This window comes from Paenibacillus sp. UASWS1643, assembly GCF_008693195.1.
In the GTDB taxonomy this organism is placed as follows: Bacteria; Bacillota; Bacilli; order Paenibacillales; family Paenibacillaceae; genus Paenibacillus; species Paenibacillus amylolyticus_B.
In genome coordinates this window covers 37,789-56,995 of record NZ_VXKZ01000101.1, presented here as the reverse complement: position 1 = coordinate 56,995, position 19,207 = coordinate 37,789, and the positions used below count along the sequence as shown (strand labels likewise).

The window sequence follows — 19,207 nt, the reverse complement described above, 5'->3', positions numbered from 1 at the left end:
AAGGGTCCTGATGACAACTGTCATCAGGACCCTTTGTTACATAACTTAAATACTTTTGTCAGGTGATAAAAAAGTCGTGAAACCACCACAAATTTTCATTACCACTTCCTCAATATACCGAATGTCGCATATAACGTGCTTAAATGATCCATTTTCACCCAAGCCGGGGAAGGGATTAGAAAATAATATCAATGGCTTCTAGCATATCTTGCTCCTGTTCGGATTGCCCGTTCAGGGAAATATCCTTGAGCAGCACCGAAGGCTGTTCGCCAATTTGGGTGATGATCACGAGCAGGTCCTGAGCGAAATTGTCGATCAGATTGCGCGTAAACAACTTGGTGGCATATTCAAACTGCCCATTCATACCCTCATCCAGCAACGAAATGATCAAGGTAAGATCAAATTGGGAAACCGTATGCGTTTCCGGATAAGATTCGATCTGGATATCCCCGAAGTTTTGAACGTTATCTTCCTTCGTTTCCACTGCAAACATGACATCAAATACAGGATTGCGGCTTTGATCGCGCGGTACCTGCAGCTTTTTCACAAGTTCTTCAAACGGATAATCCTGGTGGTCGTAGGCCCCCAGCATCGTTTCTTTGACTTCGTTCAAGTAAGCGAGGAACGTCTTCTCCCCGGATGGATAATGGCGGATCGCCAACGTGTTGACAAACATTCCGATGAGTGGCTCCAGGTCGGCATGTGTGCGGCCCGAAACCGGTGTGCCTACAATGAAGTCTTCTTGTCCCGAGTACTTGCTGAGCAGGATTGAATAGGCCGCCGATAACACCATATATAGGGTAGCACCGTTCTCATCGGCAATACGCTGCAAGCTGTCGGTCTTCTGCTTGTCGATACTGAAAGGCAGCACATCTCCCTCAAAGCTGCGAGCGGCAGGTCTGACAAAGTCCGTAGGCAGCTCAAGCGTTGGCAGTTCACCTTCTAGCATGTCCAGCCAGTAAGCTTCCTGACTTTTCAGCCGTTCTTTTACAGGTTCGGACTGCTGCCAAGCAGCGAATTCCTTGTATTGAATCCGAAGCGGTTCCAGCGTCTCACCGTTATACAGGCGCAGCAGCTCTTCGATGAAGATACCCATCGACATGCCATCCGTGACGATATGATGAATGTCCAGCATAAGCAGATGACGTTCCGCTTCCCATTCAACTAAGCCCACACGCAGCAGCGGCGGCCGCTCCAAATCAAAGACACGTACAAAGGCATCTGCAATGCTTTTTGTTTCACTTTCCGGCGCTTTTTTATACTCGACGGAAAACTCCAAGTCCGAATAAACCCGTTGTACCGGTTCGCCGTCGACCATCTCGAAGCCAGTTCGCAAAACTTCGTGACGAGCGATTAATCCTTGGAGCGCCGCCTCGAATTGATTCCGCTCCAAGCGCCCGGCGAGAACCGTCATGCCGGACATGTTGTAGCTAAGCTCGGCACCTTCCATCTGCTGCTGGATGTACAGCCGTTTTTGCACAGAGGAAAGCGGATAATACTCCCTTTTATCCAGAACCGGAATGGAGAAGAATTCCTGCTGCTCCAATCGGCTAATCACTTCTGCCATCGCTTCAATAGTCGAGTACCGGAATACATCGCGCAGTGGCAGGTCCACGTGCAGCTCCTTGTGCACCTTACTGACCAGCGTTGTCGCCCGCAGCGAGTGACCGCCGAGGTCGAAGAAGTTGTCTGTCACACCAATCGTAACTGACCCAAGCACGTCCTGCCAGATGGAGACCAGTTTCGTCTCCAGATCCGTGCGCGGCCCCACGTATTCGCGCCCTGCACTTGCTCCCTCTTCCGGCGCCGGCAGCGCTTTCCGGTCGATTTTCCCGTTTGGTGTCAGAGGTAAATGCTCCAGCTCCACGAAGTACGATGGGATCATGTAACCCGGCAGCTCGCTGGAGATCGCTCGTTTCAGGTCGGCCACCGTCAGTTCGCTTTCCGTTGTGTAGTACGCGCACAACGCCTTTTGCCCGTTCGCATCACTTCGAACCAGCACCACCGCTTCTCGTATACCTACCACCCGCAGTAGCTGTGACTCAATCTCACCCGTCTCGATCCGGTAGCCCCGGATTTTCGCTTGATTGTCGATCCGGCCGATGAAATCCACGTTGCCGTCCACCATCCACCGTGCCAAATCTCCCGTGCGATACAACCGCTCACCCGCGGTGAAAGGGCTGTCTACAAACTTCTCTTCCGTCAGCTCCGGACGGTTCAAGTACCCGCGCGCCACACCGACTCCGCCGATAACCAATTCGCCCAGCACGCCGACTGGAACAGGATTCAGATGTGCATCCACGATATAGAACTTCGCATTCAACCACGCTTTGCCAATTGGCACATGGCCAGTCTGCGGCAGTTTCGCCAACTCCTCGTCATAGAAACTGGAGTCAATTGCCGCTTCCGTCACACCGTAGGCGTTAATAATGCGGAACGATGAGCCAAACCGTTCCTGCAAGGTCCGGTAATCTGCCACACTGCAGCTGTCCGAGCTTGTGATCAACAGCTCCATCCTGCTCAACTCCAGCCCTTGCTCATGCACGTATTCCATAAACGGCACGATCAGCGCCGGCGTTGATTCAAAGATCGTCACTTGCTCCCGCTCTATCCAGTAGTGCAGACGAGACGGATCGATCCGGTCGTCTTTCGGTACAATGACCATGCTGCCTCCGTTGTACAATGTCCGCGCGATATCGCCCACGAACACGTCAAACGAGAAGCTGGCGAGCTGCAGCAGGCGCACCTGGAACTGATCCAACCGATATTCTCGTCGGTAACCCGCTGCCGTGTTTACCAGGTTGCGGTGCTCAATCATCACACCCTTGGGCTTGCCCGTCGTTCCGGACGTGTAGATGACATACGCCAAATCCTCCGGACGGGCTTCATGGAAGCTGTCCATACCGACAACATCATTTGGATGAATCTCGCCACCACCGTTCACAGCCCCCGTTAGCTTGCCGTTAACTCGATCGGGAGCACTGTTGGAGCCTTGGCCAAAGTCCATTGGCACATTGCTTCGTTCCTCGCTGTATGACGTTTCGTCGTCGAGATACAGCACCTTCGCCAGTGCCAGTTCCTCTTCACCGAGCCAGGCTTCGGCACGCTCTCGCAGCAGCGTTTGTGTCAGGAGCACCTTTGCTCCGCTGTCTTCCAGCATAAACCGCACGCGGTCGGCCGGATAATCCGGGTCAAGCGGTACATACGCCCCTCCCGCTTTCCAGACGGCCAGAACGGCTACCAGCAGGTCCACCGAGCGCTCGGCGAGAATGCCCACAATCTCCTCCCGGCCGACTCCACTTGCGCGCAGCGTGGCCGACAGGCGATTCGCCCTCTCGTTCAACTCCGCATACGTCATCCGATCGTTCTCGTATACGATGGCTTCCGCTTCTGGTGTGTATTCCGCCTGTTCCTCGAACAGGCGATGGAACGCTGCCACAGGAGCCACTTCCGGCTGCCCCGGGTTAAACGCGCCGACAATTTCTTCTTTTTCCGCCGCCGTTAAAATATCCAACTCGGAAATCGTCGCTGACGGGTTGGAGAGAATGGATTCAAGCAACTGCAAGTAGTGTGCAGCCAACTTCTCCACCGTTTCGGTTTTATATAGAGCCGTGGCGTATTCAAACAGATATTCCAAGCCATCCTCAATCTCCGTGACGTCCAAGCTGAGATCAAATTTGGAAACAATTTCTTCGCTGGCATACGTCGACAAATGCAGTCCCGGAAGCTGGATTTCGACATTTTCTGTATTCTGCAAAGCAAACATCGTATCAAACAGGGGATTTCGGCTTAAATCACGAGCTACGTTTACCTTATCCACCAGTTCCTCAAACGGATAATTCTGATGTTCAAAAGCACCCAGCGTTGTCTCCTTGATTTCCTTCAAGTAGTCAAGGAACGTCTTACCGGCAGCCGGGTAACTGCGAATGGCCAATGTATTAACGAACATCCCGATCAGCGGTTGAACGTCGCTGTGATTTCTGCCCGCAATCGGCGTACCTACCACCACGTCTTCCTGACCTGAATATTTATGCAGAAGCACGTTATACGCTGCAAGCAGAACCATGTAAAGCGTTGCGCCGTTCTCAGCTGCAAGCCGTTTCAGACCTTCGCTTTTCTCAATATTCATAAACAATTGCAGCGTGCGGCCCTCATAGCTCTGCATAGCCGGGCGCGGATAGTCCGTCGGCATTTCGAGAACTGGCAGTTCTCCGCGGAACATGTCGTGCCAGTAGGCTTCCTGCTTGGCTAGCTGAGCTTTCTGGTTGTCCGATTGCTGCCATACTGCATAATCTTTGTACTGAATGCGGAGTGGCTTGAGCATCCCCCCGCTGTACAAGTGCACAAACTCTTCGATCAGTACGTCCATTGAAACGCCGTCCGATACGATATGATGTGTATCAAACATCAGAATGTGTCGGTCCGGCGCGAGTTCGGCAATGCCCACCCGCAGAAGTGGCGGCTTTGCCAGATCAAACGCACGAACGAATTGGCTCACCGTTTCTTCCGCCTGCTCACCATTGATCTGCACATATTCCACCTGGAAGGTGACTTCTTCGTAAATTCGCTGAACCGCTTCGCCTTCAACCATCTCAAAGCCGGTACGCAGCGTTTCATGACGAGCTACAAGCCCGCGGAATGCTTCTTCAAACCGCTGCCGGTCGAGCTGCCCTTCGAGTAACATAGCTCCCGATATGTTGTAGCTCAGCTCGCCTCCTTCCAGCTGGTTCAAGATGTAGAGACGTTTCTGAGCAGAAGAGAGCGGATAGTACTCGCTAGGTTCCGCAGCCGGAATAGCCGTAAACGAGCCGACCCCTAACCGCTCCATAGCTACAGTCATTTCCTCAACTGTCGAGTAGCGGAATACGTCGCGAAGCGGGAATTCAATGCCCAGCTCCTTATGCATTTTGCTGACAAGTGTTGTCGCCCGCAGGGAGTGTCCACCGAGATCGAAGAAGTTGTCCGTTACGCCTACCGCCTTCTCCCGAGCAAGCACTTCCTGCCAAATGGCGGCCAGTTTTCCCTCCAGTTTGGTGCGGGGCGCCACGTATTCGCGGCCTCTGCCTGCTCCCCCTTCCGGCGCTGGCAGCGCCTTCCGGTCAATTTTCCCATTCGGCGTTAGAGGCAATTGCTCCAGTTCGACGAAATACGACGGAATCATGTATCCCGGTAGCTCGCTGGAGATCGCCCGTTTCAAATCTGCCGCCGTCAAGCCTTTTTCCAATGTATAATAAGCGCACAACGCTTTCTGCCCCTCTTGATCTTCCCTGACAACAACGACCGTTTCCTTCACGCCATCTACACTCAGCAGCTTCGCTTCGACTTCGCCCGTCTCGATCCGGTAACCCCGGATTTTCGCCTGGTTATCGATCCGGCCGATGAAGTCCACGTTTCCGTCCTCCATCCACCGCGCCAAATCTCCCGTGCGATACAACCGCTCACCCGCGGTGAAAGGGCTGTCTACAAACTTCTCTTCCGTCAGCTCTGGACGGTTCAAGTACCCGCGCGCCACACCGATTCCGCCGATAACCAATTCGCCCAGCACACCGACGGGTACGGAATTCAGATGTGCATCCACGATGTAAAACTTCGCATTTAACCACGCTTTGCCAATCGGCACATGGCCTGTTTGCGGCAGCTTCGCCAACTCCTCGTCATAGAAACTGGAGTCGATCGCCGCTTCCGTCACACCGTAGGCGTTAATAATGCGGAACGATGGGCCAAACCGTTCCTGCAAGGTACGGTAATCCGCCACGCTGCAACTGTCCGAGCTTGTAATCAACAGCTCCATACCGCCTAACTCTAGCCCCTGCTCATGCACGTTTTCCATAAACGGCACGATCAACGCCGGCGTTGATTCAAAGATCGTCACTTGCTCCCGCTCTATCCAGTAGTGCAGACGAGACGGATCGACCCGGTCGTCCTTCGGTACAATGACCATGGTACCACCGTTGTATAACGTCCGCGCAATGTCGCCCACGAACACGTCAAACGAAAAGCTGGCAAGCTGCAACAGCCTTACCGGGAACTGATCCAACCGGTATTCCCGTCGGTATCCCGCTGCCGTGTTCACCAGGCTGCGGTGCTCGATCATCACGCCTTTTGGCTTACCCGTCGTTCCCGACGTGTAGATGACGTACGCCAGATCGTCCGGACGGGCTTCATGGAAGCTGCCCATACCGACAACATCATTTGGGTGACTCTCATTACGGTCGTTCACAGCACCCGTCAGCTCGCCGGAGACCAGACCTGAAACCATGCTGGAGCCCATCGGGGCATTTACCCGATCTTCGCTGTATGACGTTTCGTCGTCGAGATACAGCACCGTCTCCAGTGCCAATTCCTCTTCCCCGAGCCAGGATTCGGCACGCTCTCGCAGCAGCGTTTGTGTCAGTAGCACCTTCGCTGCGCTGTCTTCGAGCATAAACCGCACGCGGTCCGCCGGATAATCCGGATCAAGCGGTACATACGCCCCTCCCGCTTTCCAGACGGCCATCACGGCCACCAACAAATCGACCGAACGCTCGGCGAGAATGCCCACAATCTCCTCCCGGCCGATTCCACTTGCTCGCAGCGTTGCCGACAGTCGGTTCGCCCGCACGTTCAGCTCCGCATACGTCAGCCGATCGTTCTCGTAGACGACAGCTTCCGCTTCTGGTGTGTATTCCGCCTGTTCCTCGAACAGGCGATGGAACGCTGCCACAGGAGCCACTTCCGGCTGCCCCGGGTTAAACGCGCCGATAATTTCTTCTTTTTCCACTGCCGTCAAAAGCTCTAACTCATTTACACGAACATTCGGATTAGCCGCAACCTGCTCCAATGCACGGGCAAAATGACCGTGGATCTGCCTGATGTCATGCTCTCTGAATGTCTGTGCATTGTACGTAAACCGCAGCAAAATATGCTCTTCCGGAATGACGGTAATGTCCAGTTCGTAGTTCGTTTGTTCCGGCGATTGGATATTAGCGATTTTCAGCGCTTCTTGTCCTCCGCTGACAACCTGCTCAATCTGTTCTTCCATCGGATAATTTTCAAAGACCATAATATGGTTGATCAAGTCGCGCTTTTGTTCACTCAGCGACTGAATTTCGAACAGCGGGAACGTTTCGTAAGCTCCCGATGCCAGCGCTTGATCCTGGGTTTTTCTCAAAATATCGGCTACCGTCTCCTCGGCTTTACCTTGAATACGGACCGGGATCGTATTAATAAACAGGCCAATCATGCTTTCAATGCCCGGAATTTCCGCCGGACGGCCGGATACAACAGAGCCGAATACAACATCCTCGCTGTTGTTGTATATCTGTAAGACCAGTCCCCATACAGTCTGCATAAATGTGTTGAGTGTCACCTGCTGCTGGCGTGCCACACGCTCAATCTGCCCAGTCAGTCCTTTGCTGAGTTCCACATCGATTTCAGCCATTTCAAAAGCATGCTGTTTCAGCTGCGTTCTCTCCTGCGGCAGCTTGGTCTGTTGATCGTAACCCGCCAAATACTCAGACCAGTAACCCGAGGCTTTCGCTGCATCTTGAGCTTCCAGCCATTCGATATATCGGGAGTACGAGGTAACCAGAGGGAGCTCTGGCTCTCGCTTCTCCTGAAACGCAAAGTAAGTGTCGAACACTTCCTTGATCATGAAGGACATGCACCAGCCATCCATCAAAATGTGATGATGACTCCAAATCACATGGTAAGACTCGTCGCCTGTGCGCAAAACGGTCACACGCATAAGAGAGTCTTGGGCCAAATCAAACTTGTTCGCTTTATCTGCGCTGACAAAATCGGCTATCGTCTTTTCCGGGTGTTCATCTCTTGCCGAGCGAATATCTTCAAAGTACACTTCACACTTCCGCTCGCGGAATACCACTTGAATCGGCTCGTCTCTCCAGCCGGTAATAAAGTTGGTACGCAGCGCCTCATTTCGCTGTACCAGCGTATCCAATCCACGGGTGAAGGCTTCCACATTCAGACTTCCATACAGATCGAAGGTCACCTGTTCGAAGTAGGCTTCCGAATCGGCATCCAGCAAGCTGTGGAACAACATCCCTTTTTGCAGCGGAGTCAGGGTGTATACATTCTCCAGTTCGCCGAGTGCCGCAGTATGTTCGGACAGTCGCTCCAGTTCCTCCACCGTCACATCTTGAAGCAGTACATCACTAGGCGTAAGCTCCGGCCGCTCTTTCGATACGCAATGGCTGATGACTTCACGCAAACTCGATTGAAGCAGGGTGCCCAAGCGCTCTACCGTTTCTCGTTTATACTGAGTTTCCCCGTAACGGATCGTGAGTTCCAGCGCTCCTTCTGACACCATACCGTTGATATCGAGGACAAAATCCATCAATGCATTCGGGCTTGAATCGGAGCCCGGGCTGAACGGAGAAGGCTGCGAGCCGCTGCTTTCGTAATCCTGGTCGAACTGGCCCAAATAGTTAAAACTGATCTCCGGCTCCAAAACGAAGCGTTCTCCGTCACTCGGCGCCGACAAATAACGCTGGATGCCGTAGCCGATTCCTTTGTTCGGAATGCGGCGCAAGTTTTCTTTCACCTGTTTCACCTGATGACCGAGTGCCTGAGCATGACCTAGCTCCAGAACAACAGGGAATTGGCTTGTAAACCAGCCTACCGTGCGCGTAATGTCCACATCTGGCAAAAGTTCCTCCCGGCCGTGGCCTTCGAGATTCACCAGCACACGTTCCTGACCGCTCCAAGCTTGTACTGAGAGGCCCAGCGCAACAAGCAGCAAATCGTTCATTTCCGTATGGTAAGCACGATGAGCCTGCTTCAGCAACTGTTCAGTTTCGTCCGCTGTCCATCGAACGGTTACCAGCCCGCTGTCCTTCAGTTTGGATCTGCCTTGATCAAAATCTTTTGGAATCGGCTCATAGGACAATTGCTCGATATGCTGCCAATACGCTCTCTCACTTTCCATCGCAGGACTGTTCGCATAATCAGCGAGCTGTTTCGCCCATGTTTGGAATGAATCCGTTTTGAGCGGCAGACGGATCGGCTGCCCTTGCAGCGTCTGCTCATAGGCGGCAGCAAAATCCTCAAGCAGAATCCGCCAGGATACCCCGTCTACGACCAAGTGATGGATTGCGATGAGCAGATGGTCGCCATCGTTGCAGCGGAACAAACCGAGCTTCACCAGCGGACCGTTTTCCAGATCAATGCTCGCTTGAATATCATTTGCCTTAGCCTCTACCGCTTCTTTCACGTCGCGGGCTCCCTTGAAATCAACAACCTCCAGATCGAACAGCACTTCGCTCTTCCCGGCGCCATGGTTCCAAGCGGTATATCCATTCTCGGTTTGACGATAAACCGTACGAAGAGCATCGTGATGCACGATAAGCTGACGCACCACTTGGCGTAAAGCTTTTTCATCAAAGCCTTGCTTGGAGAACTGCATGATCGCCTGATTGCTGTGATGTACATCGACCGGATTTTGTTCAAAGAACCAGCGCTGAATCGGGGTCAGGATAACCTCTCCCGTCACTTCGGCCTGGCTTGCCGTTCTCTCCGCTGTTTGCAACCGCAAACTAAGGGCGGAAATTGTCGGGTAATGGAACAAATCTTTCATGACCAGCTTATACCCCGTTTGCAAAAGACGAGAAGATACCTGTAAAGCTTTAATTGAATCGCCACCAAGCGCAAAGAAATTATCCATGGTGCCAACCTGATCCACGCCTAACACTGACTGCCAGACCAAAGCGAGTGCTTTCTCAGCAGGAGTACGCGGCGCCGTGTATGCAGCCTCGGCACGAATGCTTCCTTCTGGCACAGGCAACGCTTTACGGTCGATCTTGCCGTTCGGTGTAAGCGGCAATTGATCGAGAAGCATGATGCGCGAAGGCACCATATGAGAAGGCAGTACGGCGTCCAGATGGGCCACAAGCCCTTCCAGATTGAAGCTGGAATCCACTACGACATATCCGCACAGATATTTCTGCCCCTGCTCGTCCGTCCGGTCGATGACTAGCGCTTGCCGCACCTCGGCAACATTTTTCATGGCCGCTTCAATCTCACCAAGCTCAATCCGGTAACCGCGAATTTTCACCTGATTGTCGATTCGGCCGATGAAATCTACGTTTCCGTCCGGCATCCAGCGTGCCAGATCACCCGTCCGGTACAACCGCTCCCCAGCGGTGAACGGGCTATCTACGAATTTCTCAGCCGTTAAATCCGGGCGATTCAAGTAACCGCGGGCCACACCCACTCCGCCGATAACCAGCTCGCCGAGCACCCCGATCGGCACCGGCTTCAGATTTGTATCCACGATGTAGAACTTGGCGTTCAGCCACGCTTTCCCGATTGGCACGCTACCCGTTTTCGGCAACTTCTCCAGCGGCTCGTCATAGAAGCTGGAGTCAATCGCTGCTTCCGTTACGCCGTAGCTGTTAATAATACGGAACTGCGAGCCAAAGCGCTCCTGCAAGGTGCGGTAATCCGCTACACTGCAGGCATCCGAGCTTGTGATCAGCAGCTGCATCGAGCTGAGGTCCAGACCCTCGGTATACACATGCTCCATGAACGGCACAACCAGCGCAGGAGTTGATTCGAACACTGTCACGGCGTAGTCGCGAATCCAGCCATAGAGGCGGGTTGGATCAATCCGGTCTTCCTTCGGCACGATGACCATAGTTCCACCGTTGTACAGCGTCCGTGCAATGTCACCAACGAACACGTCAAACGAGAAACTGGCAAGTTGCAGCAGCCGGATCGGAAACTGATCCAGACGGTAGTCCCGCCGGTAGCCCGCCGCCGTGTTCACCAAGCTGCCGTGTTCCACTGCCACGCCCTTCGGACGGCCCGTCGTACCGGAGGTGTAGATGACATAAGCCAGATCACCCGGCTTGTTTACATTTGCCGGATTTGATGCGAGATCCGCCGCTTGTACGTTCTGCTCAGCTTCTGCCGTGACGGACGTTTCAGCTGCAGCCGTTGCCTCTTGCGCCAAAGCCGCCTCCGCCTCTGCGCCCGCTTCGCCCAAAGCTTGTACGCCTACAGCCGTTTCCGCCTCTCCGAGGCTGTACGCCGCGGCGTCATCAAGTGCAAGCACCGTTTGCAGCGTTAAAGCTCCGTTGCAGCGCCAAGTTTCCGCCTGCTCCAACAGGCAGGTCTGAGTAAGCAGCACTGACGCCCCGCTATCCGCGAGCATATATTCGATCCGCTCCGCTGGATAGTCGGGGTCAAGCGGTACATAAGCACCGCCAGCTTTCCATACGGCGAGCACCCCGATCAACAGCTCGGCTGAACGGCCGGCCAGAATGCCGACCACCTGTTCCGGTTTCACCCCACGTGCCCGCAGTACATACGCCAGACGATTCGCTTTGGCATTCAGCTCCGCATATGTCAATTTGCTGTCTTCGTATACAACCGCTAGCGCTCCCGGAGCGCGTTTCGCCTGCTCCTCGAACAGCTCGTGGAACGTTCTCTCTCTCCATGACTCATCCGCTTCCAGACCTGTACCCTCTACGGCGGGTTGCTTCACAAGAGCCGAAGACGACACGTCAAACCCGACCAATAAATTATCCTTTTCGCTGTCCGTCAATATATCCAAATCCGAAATCCGCGCACCCGGCTGAGCCAGGATCGACGCCAAAAGCTGCTCGTAATGACCCGCCAGCCGTACCATCGTGTCCTGTCTAAACAACGAGGTAACGTACTCGATCTTGCAAACCAACTCGTTACCTTCTTCCACGATATCCAAGCTAAGATCAAACTTTGCCGTCTTTTCCTCGATGTCAAACAGTGACCATTGCAAGCCTTCAAGAATTAAATCCAGGCTTTCGTGCTTTTGCAAAGAGAACATGGTGTCAAACAGTGGATTCCGGCTTAAATCCCGGCTCACCTGAAGAGCTTCTACCAGTTCCTCAAACGGATAATCCTGGTGCTCGTAGGCTCCAAGTGTCGTTTCCTTCACTTCCTGCAAGTAATCCATGAACGTCCGCTCTGCCGTCGGACCCAAGCGAAGGGCCAGCGTATTGACAAACATGCCGATAATCGGCTGCAAGTCGGCGTGAGAACGAGCGGCAATCGGAGTGCCGACTACTATATCTTCCTGTCCCGCGTATTTATGAAGCAATACGGAGTACGCAGCCAGCAGAAGCATGTACAACGTTGCCCCCGAATCGCTGGCAAGCTGTTTGAGAGCTTCGCCTTTCTCAGCATCTAGCGTAAACGTGAGCGTTTGACCGTCAAACTGCTGAACAGCTGGACGGGAGTAGTCAAGAGGTAGCTCAAGAACCGGAAGCTCGGAGCTGAATACCCCGCGCCAATATTCCTCCTGTCGTTTGATGCGTTGACGCTGTTCCTCGGATTGCTGCCAAACAGCGTAATCTTTGTATTGAATCCGCAGCTCCGGCAGCTCTTCCCCATTGTATAGCCGCACGAATTCACGCAGCAGCACATCCATGGAAAGGCCGTCGGAAGCAATGTGATGCATATCCAGCGCGAGCAGGAATTTTTCTTTCTCCAATTCAATCAACAGGGCGCGCAGCAAAGGCGGCAGGTTCAAGTCAAAAGGCTGAATGAAGCCTTCAAGAATGGCTGCAACCTGATTTTCGCTTGCTTGAATCTTCTCGACCTTGAGAGCGACGAGCGGATGAATACGCTGAATCGGCTCCCCATTTACGATTTCAAAACCGGTGCGCAGCATATCGTGCCGGGCCATCAAAGTAGTCAGCACATCTTCTACTTTGGCCTCGTTCAAAGCCCCTTCCAATTGCAAGGCGCTTGGAAGGTTATAATTCAGCTCCAAGCTATCCAGCTGATGCAGGACGTACAGCCTTTTTTGTGCAGAGGAAACCGGATAGTACGCTCTCTCTTCCGCTTTTGGAATCGAGCTGTGCTCTGATTCTTCCAAGCTGGCAATAGCCCCAGCCATCGATTCTACCGTCATATAGCGGAACACATCGCGTAGCGGAAGTTCAACGTTCATTTCCTTCCGAATCTTGCTGACAAGGTTTGTTGCCCGCAAGGAATGTCCTCCGAGCTCGAAGAAATTGTCCAGAATTCCAATGCCGGAGTAACCCAGCACTTCCTCCCAGATTTTCACAAGCTGGGACTCCGTAAGGTTACGAGGGGCTACGTATTCGACTCCCGTTTGCAGGCCGTCTTGCGGCTCCGGCAGTGCTTTGCGGTCCACTTTGCCGTTGGACGTCAGCGGCATGCGTTCCAGCTGCACGAAGTACGACGGGATCATATATCCCGGCATTCCCTGGGCCAGCGAGGTTCTCATTTCGCTAACCGTCAGCGTCCGGTCCGCCACAAAGTAGGCAACAAGCGCCTTCTCGCCCCCACTGTCCTGACGGGCGAGCACCACCGCTTCTTCCACACCCTCCACGTTCAGAAGCTGCGTCTCAATTTCGTCCAGCTCGATCCGGTACCCGCGGATTTTGACCTGATGATCGATCCGGCCGAGGTATTCAATGTTGCCGTCCGGCAGCCAGGCCGCCAAGTCGCCTGAGCGATACAGTTTTCCCCCCTCCGCAAACGGGGAATCAACGAACTTTTCCGCCGTCAAATCCGGGCGATTCAAGTATCCTCTCGCCAGGCCCTCTCCGGCTACGTACATTTCACCTGCTACGCCGATCGGAACAGGACGACGGTTTTCATCCAGGACGTACACGCTCAGCGTCGGGATCGGCTTGCCGATATTACTCTTCGCCGCCTCCATCTCGATCCATGTAATTTCCTTATACGTCACGTGAACCGTCGTTTCGGTAATTCCGTACATATTGATCAGCTTTGTCTCCGGGTACTTTGTCTTGAAACCCTTGAGCAACAGCGGGCTGAGCGCTTCGCCGCCGAAGATGACGTTGCGAATCCGCAGATCGTACGGATGGTCCGCTAAAACCTCACGCAGCAGTTGATAGAAATATGTTGGCGTCTGGTTCAAAATCGTGACCCGTTCGCGGCTCAACAGTGCCAGGAATTCGGCCGGATTTTTCGCCGTGAGCGGCGGTACGATAACCAGCCTTCCTCCATTCAGAAGTGCTCCGTACATCTCCCAGACGGAGAAATCGAAGCAGAACGAGTGGAATAACGTCCATGTGTCGGACGTCCCAAAGTCAAACAGGTTCTTGTCGTTGAACAAAAGGCGCACGACGTTTTTATGCTCAATCAACGTGCCTTTGGGTTTGCCAGTCGTTCCCGATGTGTAGATGACATAAGCCAGGTTACCCGGCCCGGAAATCGGCTCCAGATTCGAAGCGTCCAGCTCACCAGCGGAGTCCGCCCCTTTGTTGCTCCAAACGAAATCGTCCAATTCAAGGCGCGTTCCTGCGAAGTTGGTCTTCTCATGCAAGTGCTTTTGAATCAGCAATAACGGTGCGCCCGAATCTTCGATCATGAAGCGGATGCGCTCCTCCGGGTAGTCGGGATCGACAGGCACGTAGGCTCCACCCGCTTTGAGAATCGCCAGAATGCCGACGACCATATCAAGCGAACGTTCGGCCAGAATCGCTACCAACTGATCCCCTTCGACTCCTGTCTCCCGCAGCTTACGTGCAAGGCGGTTGGATCGCTCGTTCAGTTCGCGGTAAGTCAACTGCCACTCATTCATGACGGCGGCCACGTTATCCGGGTAAAGCTTCGCCTGCTCTTCGAACAAGCCATGAATCGTCTGCTGCGGGTAGTCTGCCTCCGAATCATTGAAACCGCACACCAGTTCACGGATTTCCTGCTCCGTTAGCATTTCCAGCGAAGCAATATCCCCTTCCGGCGCTGTTGCGATAGTTTCGAGTAGCTTGTCATAATGTCTGGCGAACCGCTCCGCAGTCTCCTGTTTATACAAAGCCGCAGCGTATTCCAACCGGCATTCGAGCTGACCATCCAGCTCTGAAATATCCAGAAGCAGCTCGAACTTGGACGTTCGATTTTCCAACGGATAAAACGATTGCTCCAGCCCCTCGATGACAATTTGCTCATTCTCCGTATTTTGCAGAGAGAAGAACGTATCAAAGAGCGGATTCCGGCCGGTCGCGCGCGGAATGTGAAGACTTTCCACCAAATCTTCGAACAAATAATTTTGGTGTTCAAAAGCCCCGAGCGTGATGTCCTTGATTTCTTCCAGATACGAAAGGTACGGCTTGGAACGCTCCGGACGGCTACGAATAGCCAGCGTGTTGATAAACATCCCTACGATCGGCTGCACTTCTTCCTGCGTTCTTCCGGCAATCGGCGTTCCCACGATCAGATCTTCCTGACCCGAATATTTATGCATAAGGATGGAGTAAGCAGAGAACAGCACCATGTACAGGGTCGTACCCGTCCGTGCGGCCAGTTCTTTCAGCTTCTCCGTCCGCTCTTTCCCAATATCAAACTTCACGGTCCGGCCATCAAAACTTTGCACCGCAGGCCGCGGGAAGTCCGTTGGCAGTTCTAATACAGGCAGCTCGCCCGACAGCTGTTCCAGCCAGTATTCCTTCTGCGGCTGGATCAACTGCCCGTAGGCTTCGGAATGCTGCCAAACGGCATAATCTTTGTATTGAATATGCAACGGAGCCAGCTCCTCACCCCGATACAGGCGGCTGAACTCGTCGAAAAGCAATGCTGTCGAGATACCATCCGAGACGATATGGTGCATATCGAACAGCAGAATGTGGCGATTCTTGGCGACTTCGATCAGACCAATGCGAAGAAGTGGCGGCATGGTCAGATCAAACGGGTGATAGTATGCTTCCACCACTTGGTCCACTTCTCGCTCGCTCACCTGGAAATAATCTACAGCAAACTCCACCTCGTCATAGATGTGCTGAACAAGCTCGCCTTGAACCTGCTCAATCCCGGTACGCAGCGTCTCATGGCGCTGAATCAGCATCTGGAACGCATACTCTACGCGCGTGCGGTCCAGCTTGCCTTCGAGAAGAAGCGCCGCCGACATATTGTAGCTGCGCTCGGCCGCGTCAAGCTGGCGCAGGACGTACAGACGCTTTTGCTCGGATGAAACCGGATAGTACTCGGCCTCTGCCGCCTTTGTAATCTCATACGTTTCCTGCTGCTTTAAACCGCTAATTCTTTGGGCAAGTTGTTCAATCGTGGTGTAGCGGAAAACGTCACGCAGCGGAACCTCGACTTGCAGCTCTTTTCGAATCTTGGAAACAAGCGCGGAGGCCCGCAAGGAATGACCACCCAGATCAAAGAAATCATCATGAACCCCAACTCGCCCAATACCCAGCACCTGCTGCCAAATAAGAGCAAGTCTTGTTTCCAGCGTTGTGCGAGGAGCCGCATACTCACGGCCTGCTCGTACCTCACCGGTCGATTCAGGCAGCGCTTTACGGTCTATCTTGCCGTTCGGTGTGAGCGGAAGCTGATCAAGAGACACCAGCCGGGCCGGAACCATATGCGCAGGCAGCTCTTGCTTCAATTGGGACAGCAGATCACTCAGCTGCAAGGAAGCATCCGCCGCCACGTATCCGCACAAATACTTTTGCCCCTGCTCATCCGTACGGTCTGTCACCACAGCCTGCTTGACACCCGGAAAACGCAACAAGGCCGTTTCAATTTCGCCGAGTTCGATCCGGAACCCGCGAATTTTCACCTGATAGTCGATCCGGCCGATGAAGTCAACGTTGCCGTCTTCCAGCCAGCGGGCCAAATCTCCTGTCCGATACAGACGTTCGCCAGGCACAAACGGGCTGTCTGCAAACTTCTCGACGGTCAGGTCCGGACGGTTCCAATACCCGCGCGCCACCCCGGCGCCGCCGATGACAAGCTCACCCGGAACCCCTACAGGAACCGGCTTTAACCCTGCATCTACAATGTAAAACCGGGCGTTCAGCCAGGCTTTGCCGATCGGCACATGACCCAACAATGGCAGCTTGTCCAGCGGCTCATCGTAAAAGCTGCTGTCAATGGCCGCTTCGGTAACGCCATAGCTGTTGATGATGCGGAATTGTCCGCCGAATTTTTCCTGCAGCAATCGGTAATCGGTGACACTGCAAGCATCCGAGCTGGTAATCAGCAACTGCATGGAGCTGACGTCCAGCCCTTCTTCATAAATATGCTGCATGAACGGTAGGATGAGCGCAGGTGTCGATTCAAATACCGTAATGTTTTGCTGCCGAATCCAGCCGTATAAGCGGTTCGGATCAATCCGGTCATCCTTTGGCACAATTACCATCGTTCCTCCGTTATACAGCGTCCGCGCGATGTCTCCAACGAACACGTCAAACGAGAAGCTGGCCAGTTGCAGAAGGCGCACCGGGAACTGATCCAATCGGTACTCACGGCGGTACGCATCCGCCGTATTCATGAGACTACCATGCTCGATCATGACGCCTTTTGGGCGTCCCGTCGTACCCGAGGTGTAAATCACATAAGCCAAGTCTTGCGGGGCACTGTCAGCAGATTCAAATTCCACGGCTGAGGTATCCACGTTATACATCTGTTCATCATCCATCGCATAGACAGCTTGAAGCTTCAGCTGGTCATCGGCCAGCCAACCTCCGGTCCCCTCCAACAGATGACGCTGCGTAAGCAGCACCGATGCTCCGCTATCGCTGAGCATGTACTCAATCCGCTCCGCCGGATAATCGGGGTCCAGCGGTACATAAGCTCCGCCGGCTTTCCATACGGCGAGCACACCGACCAGCAGTTCCACCGAGCGCTCCGCCCAGATCCCCGTAATTGTCTCCCTTCCCACGCCCTGTTCACGAAGGAGCGAAGCCAGTCGCTCGGCGCGATTGTTCAATTCGCCGTAGGTCAGCTTTTTGTCCATGTAAACAACTGCCGGGTGATCCGGAATGTCTCGTGCAAACTTTTCGACATACCGGTGAAACGCTATTCCCTCGCTCAGTGCTGCCACCGGCGGGTTAAACACATCCAGAATTCGGCGTCTCTCCTCATCGCCCAGTAGAGAAATCTCGCGTACCCGCAGTTCGGGAGTCTCAAGAAACTGGTCCAAAACGGTTACATACTGTTCCATAATGCGATCAATCTCGGTCGTCTCGAACAGGCCGGTACGATAGGAAGCATGGAGAATGACATGACCTTCATTCAGCATATGGTCGAAGCGCAGCAGTAAATCATCCATCTCGTGCCTAGCAAAGTGAGCCTCCAGACGTACCTTGATTTCTTCGTACTCCACGATTTTTAAAGGCAGATATTCCAGAGACGTGCGGAACAGCTCCGAAAGATCGTTGCGGCCGTGTTGTTCGCGTAAATCCTGGATCAATTGGTTATAAGGATATTTCTGATGCCGCAGATCCGCCGTATTTTCCTTGGAAACCGTTTGGATCAAGGAAAGCACGGACCCATCTGGATTCAGACTAATCCGCGTAGCCACGGTGCTGACGAACATACCGATCGTTTCTTTTTCCTTCTTGCTGGTGCGATTGGCAAAAACCGTTCCGACCGGCACATCGGTGCTGTCGGTCAGCTTGTACAATAAGACGTACATGGCGGACAAAAATAACGTATATAAACTGACCTGATATTGTTCGCTAAAAGCCAGAATGCGGTCGTAGCGGGAATCATCCAAAGTGATTGAACGTTTATTCGATTCGCTGCCAATCGAGAATGGCGGAACCGATTTAATGCCGCTCGTTTCAGGCAAAGTGTTGTACTTGGTCAGCCAATATTCCTTGCCTTTTTGATAACGCTGCGATTGCTCATACTCACGCTCAGTTGAAATATAATCCAGATAGGAAGGTGCCTGACAACTGTTGAAGATACCTTTGCGCAGTTCGAGGTATTTTTCCATCACCGCATGCAGCAAAGCAGTGACGGACAAGCCATCGGCTATGATATGATTTACAGTCAAATTAAGCCATACTTGGCCGTTCGCAAAATGGATCATCGTAAATTGGTAGAGGTGTTCGTCGAACACACTGGCCGGTTTTTCGGTTACTTCTTTCACCCAAGCATAGAATTTTTCGGTCGTGCCTATTTCGAGGTGGCTTATCCTGGTTTGGACATTCTCTGGCTCTTCGAACCACTGCGTTGGATTTTGCAAATCCCCGCTAATGCGGATTCGGAAAGCGTCATAGGTTTTGACAATCTCTGCCGCCGCTTGCTCCAGCAGCTTGGTGTCGATCTCGCCCGTAATCTGGTAGGTCGCGGAAAGCATCGTGATGGATGTGCCCGGATTCATAATTTCCATGAACCATATCCGGCGCTGGGCTTGCGTTAATCCATATTGCTTGTTCGTATTCTCTCTCACATCGACACACTCCCGTATTAGAGATTGTTTGTAGATAGGCTTTAT

At 53.3% G+C, this 19,207-nt stretch carries 1 protein-coding gene; it reads right to left on the bottom strand.

Translation table 11 applies throughout. The annotated features are described in order from the left end of the window. Positions 1-175: 175 nt before the first annotated feature. Positions 176-19,162 (bottom strand): non-ribosomal peptide synthase/polyketide synthase, encoded by an 18,987-nt coding sequence (locus FE296_RS08470; protein WP_150364735.1) that lies wholly within the window; start codon positions 19,160-19,162, stop codon positions 176-178. Between the last annotated feature and the right edge of the window lie 45 nt (positions 19,163-19,207).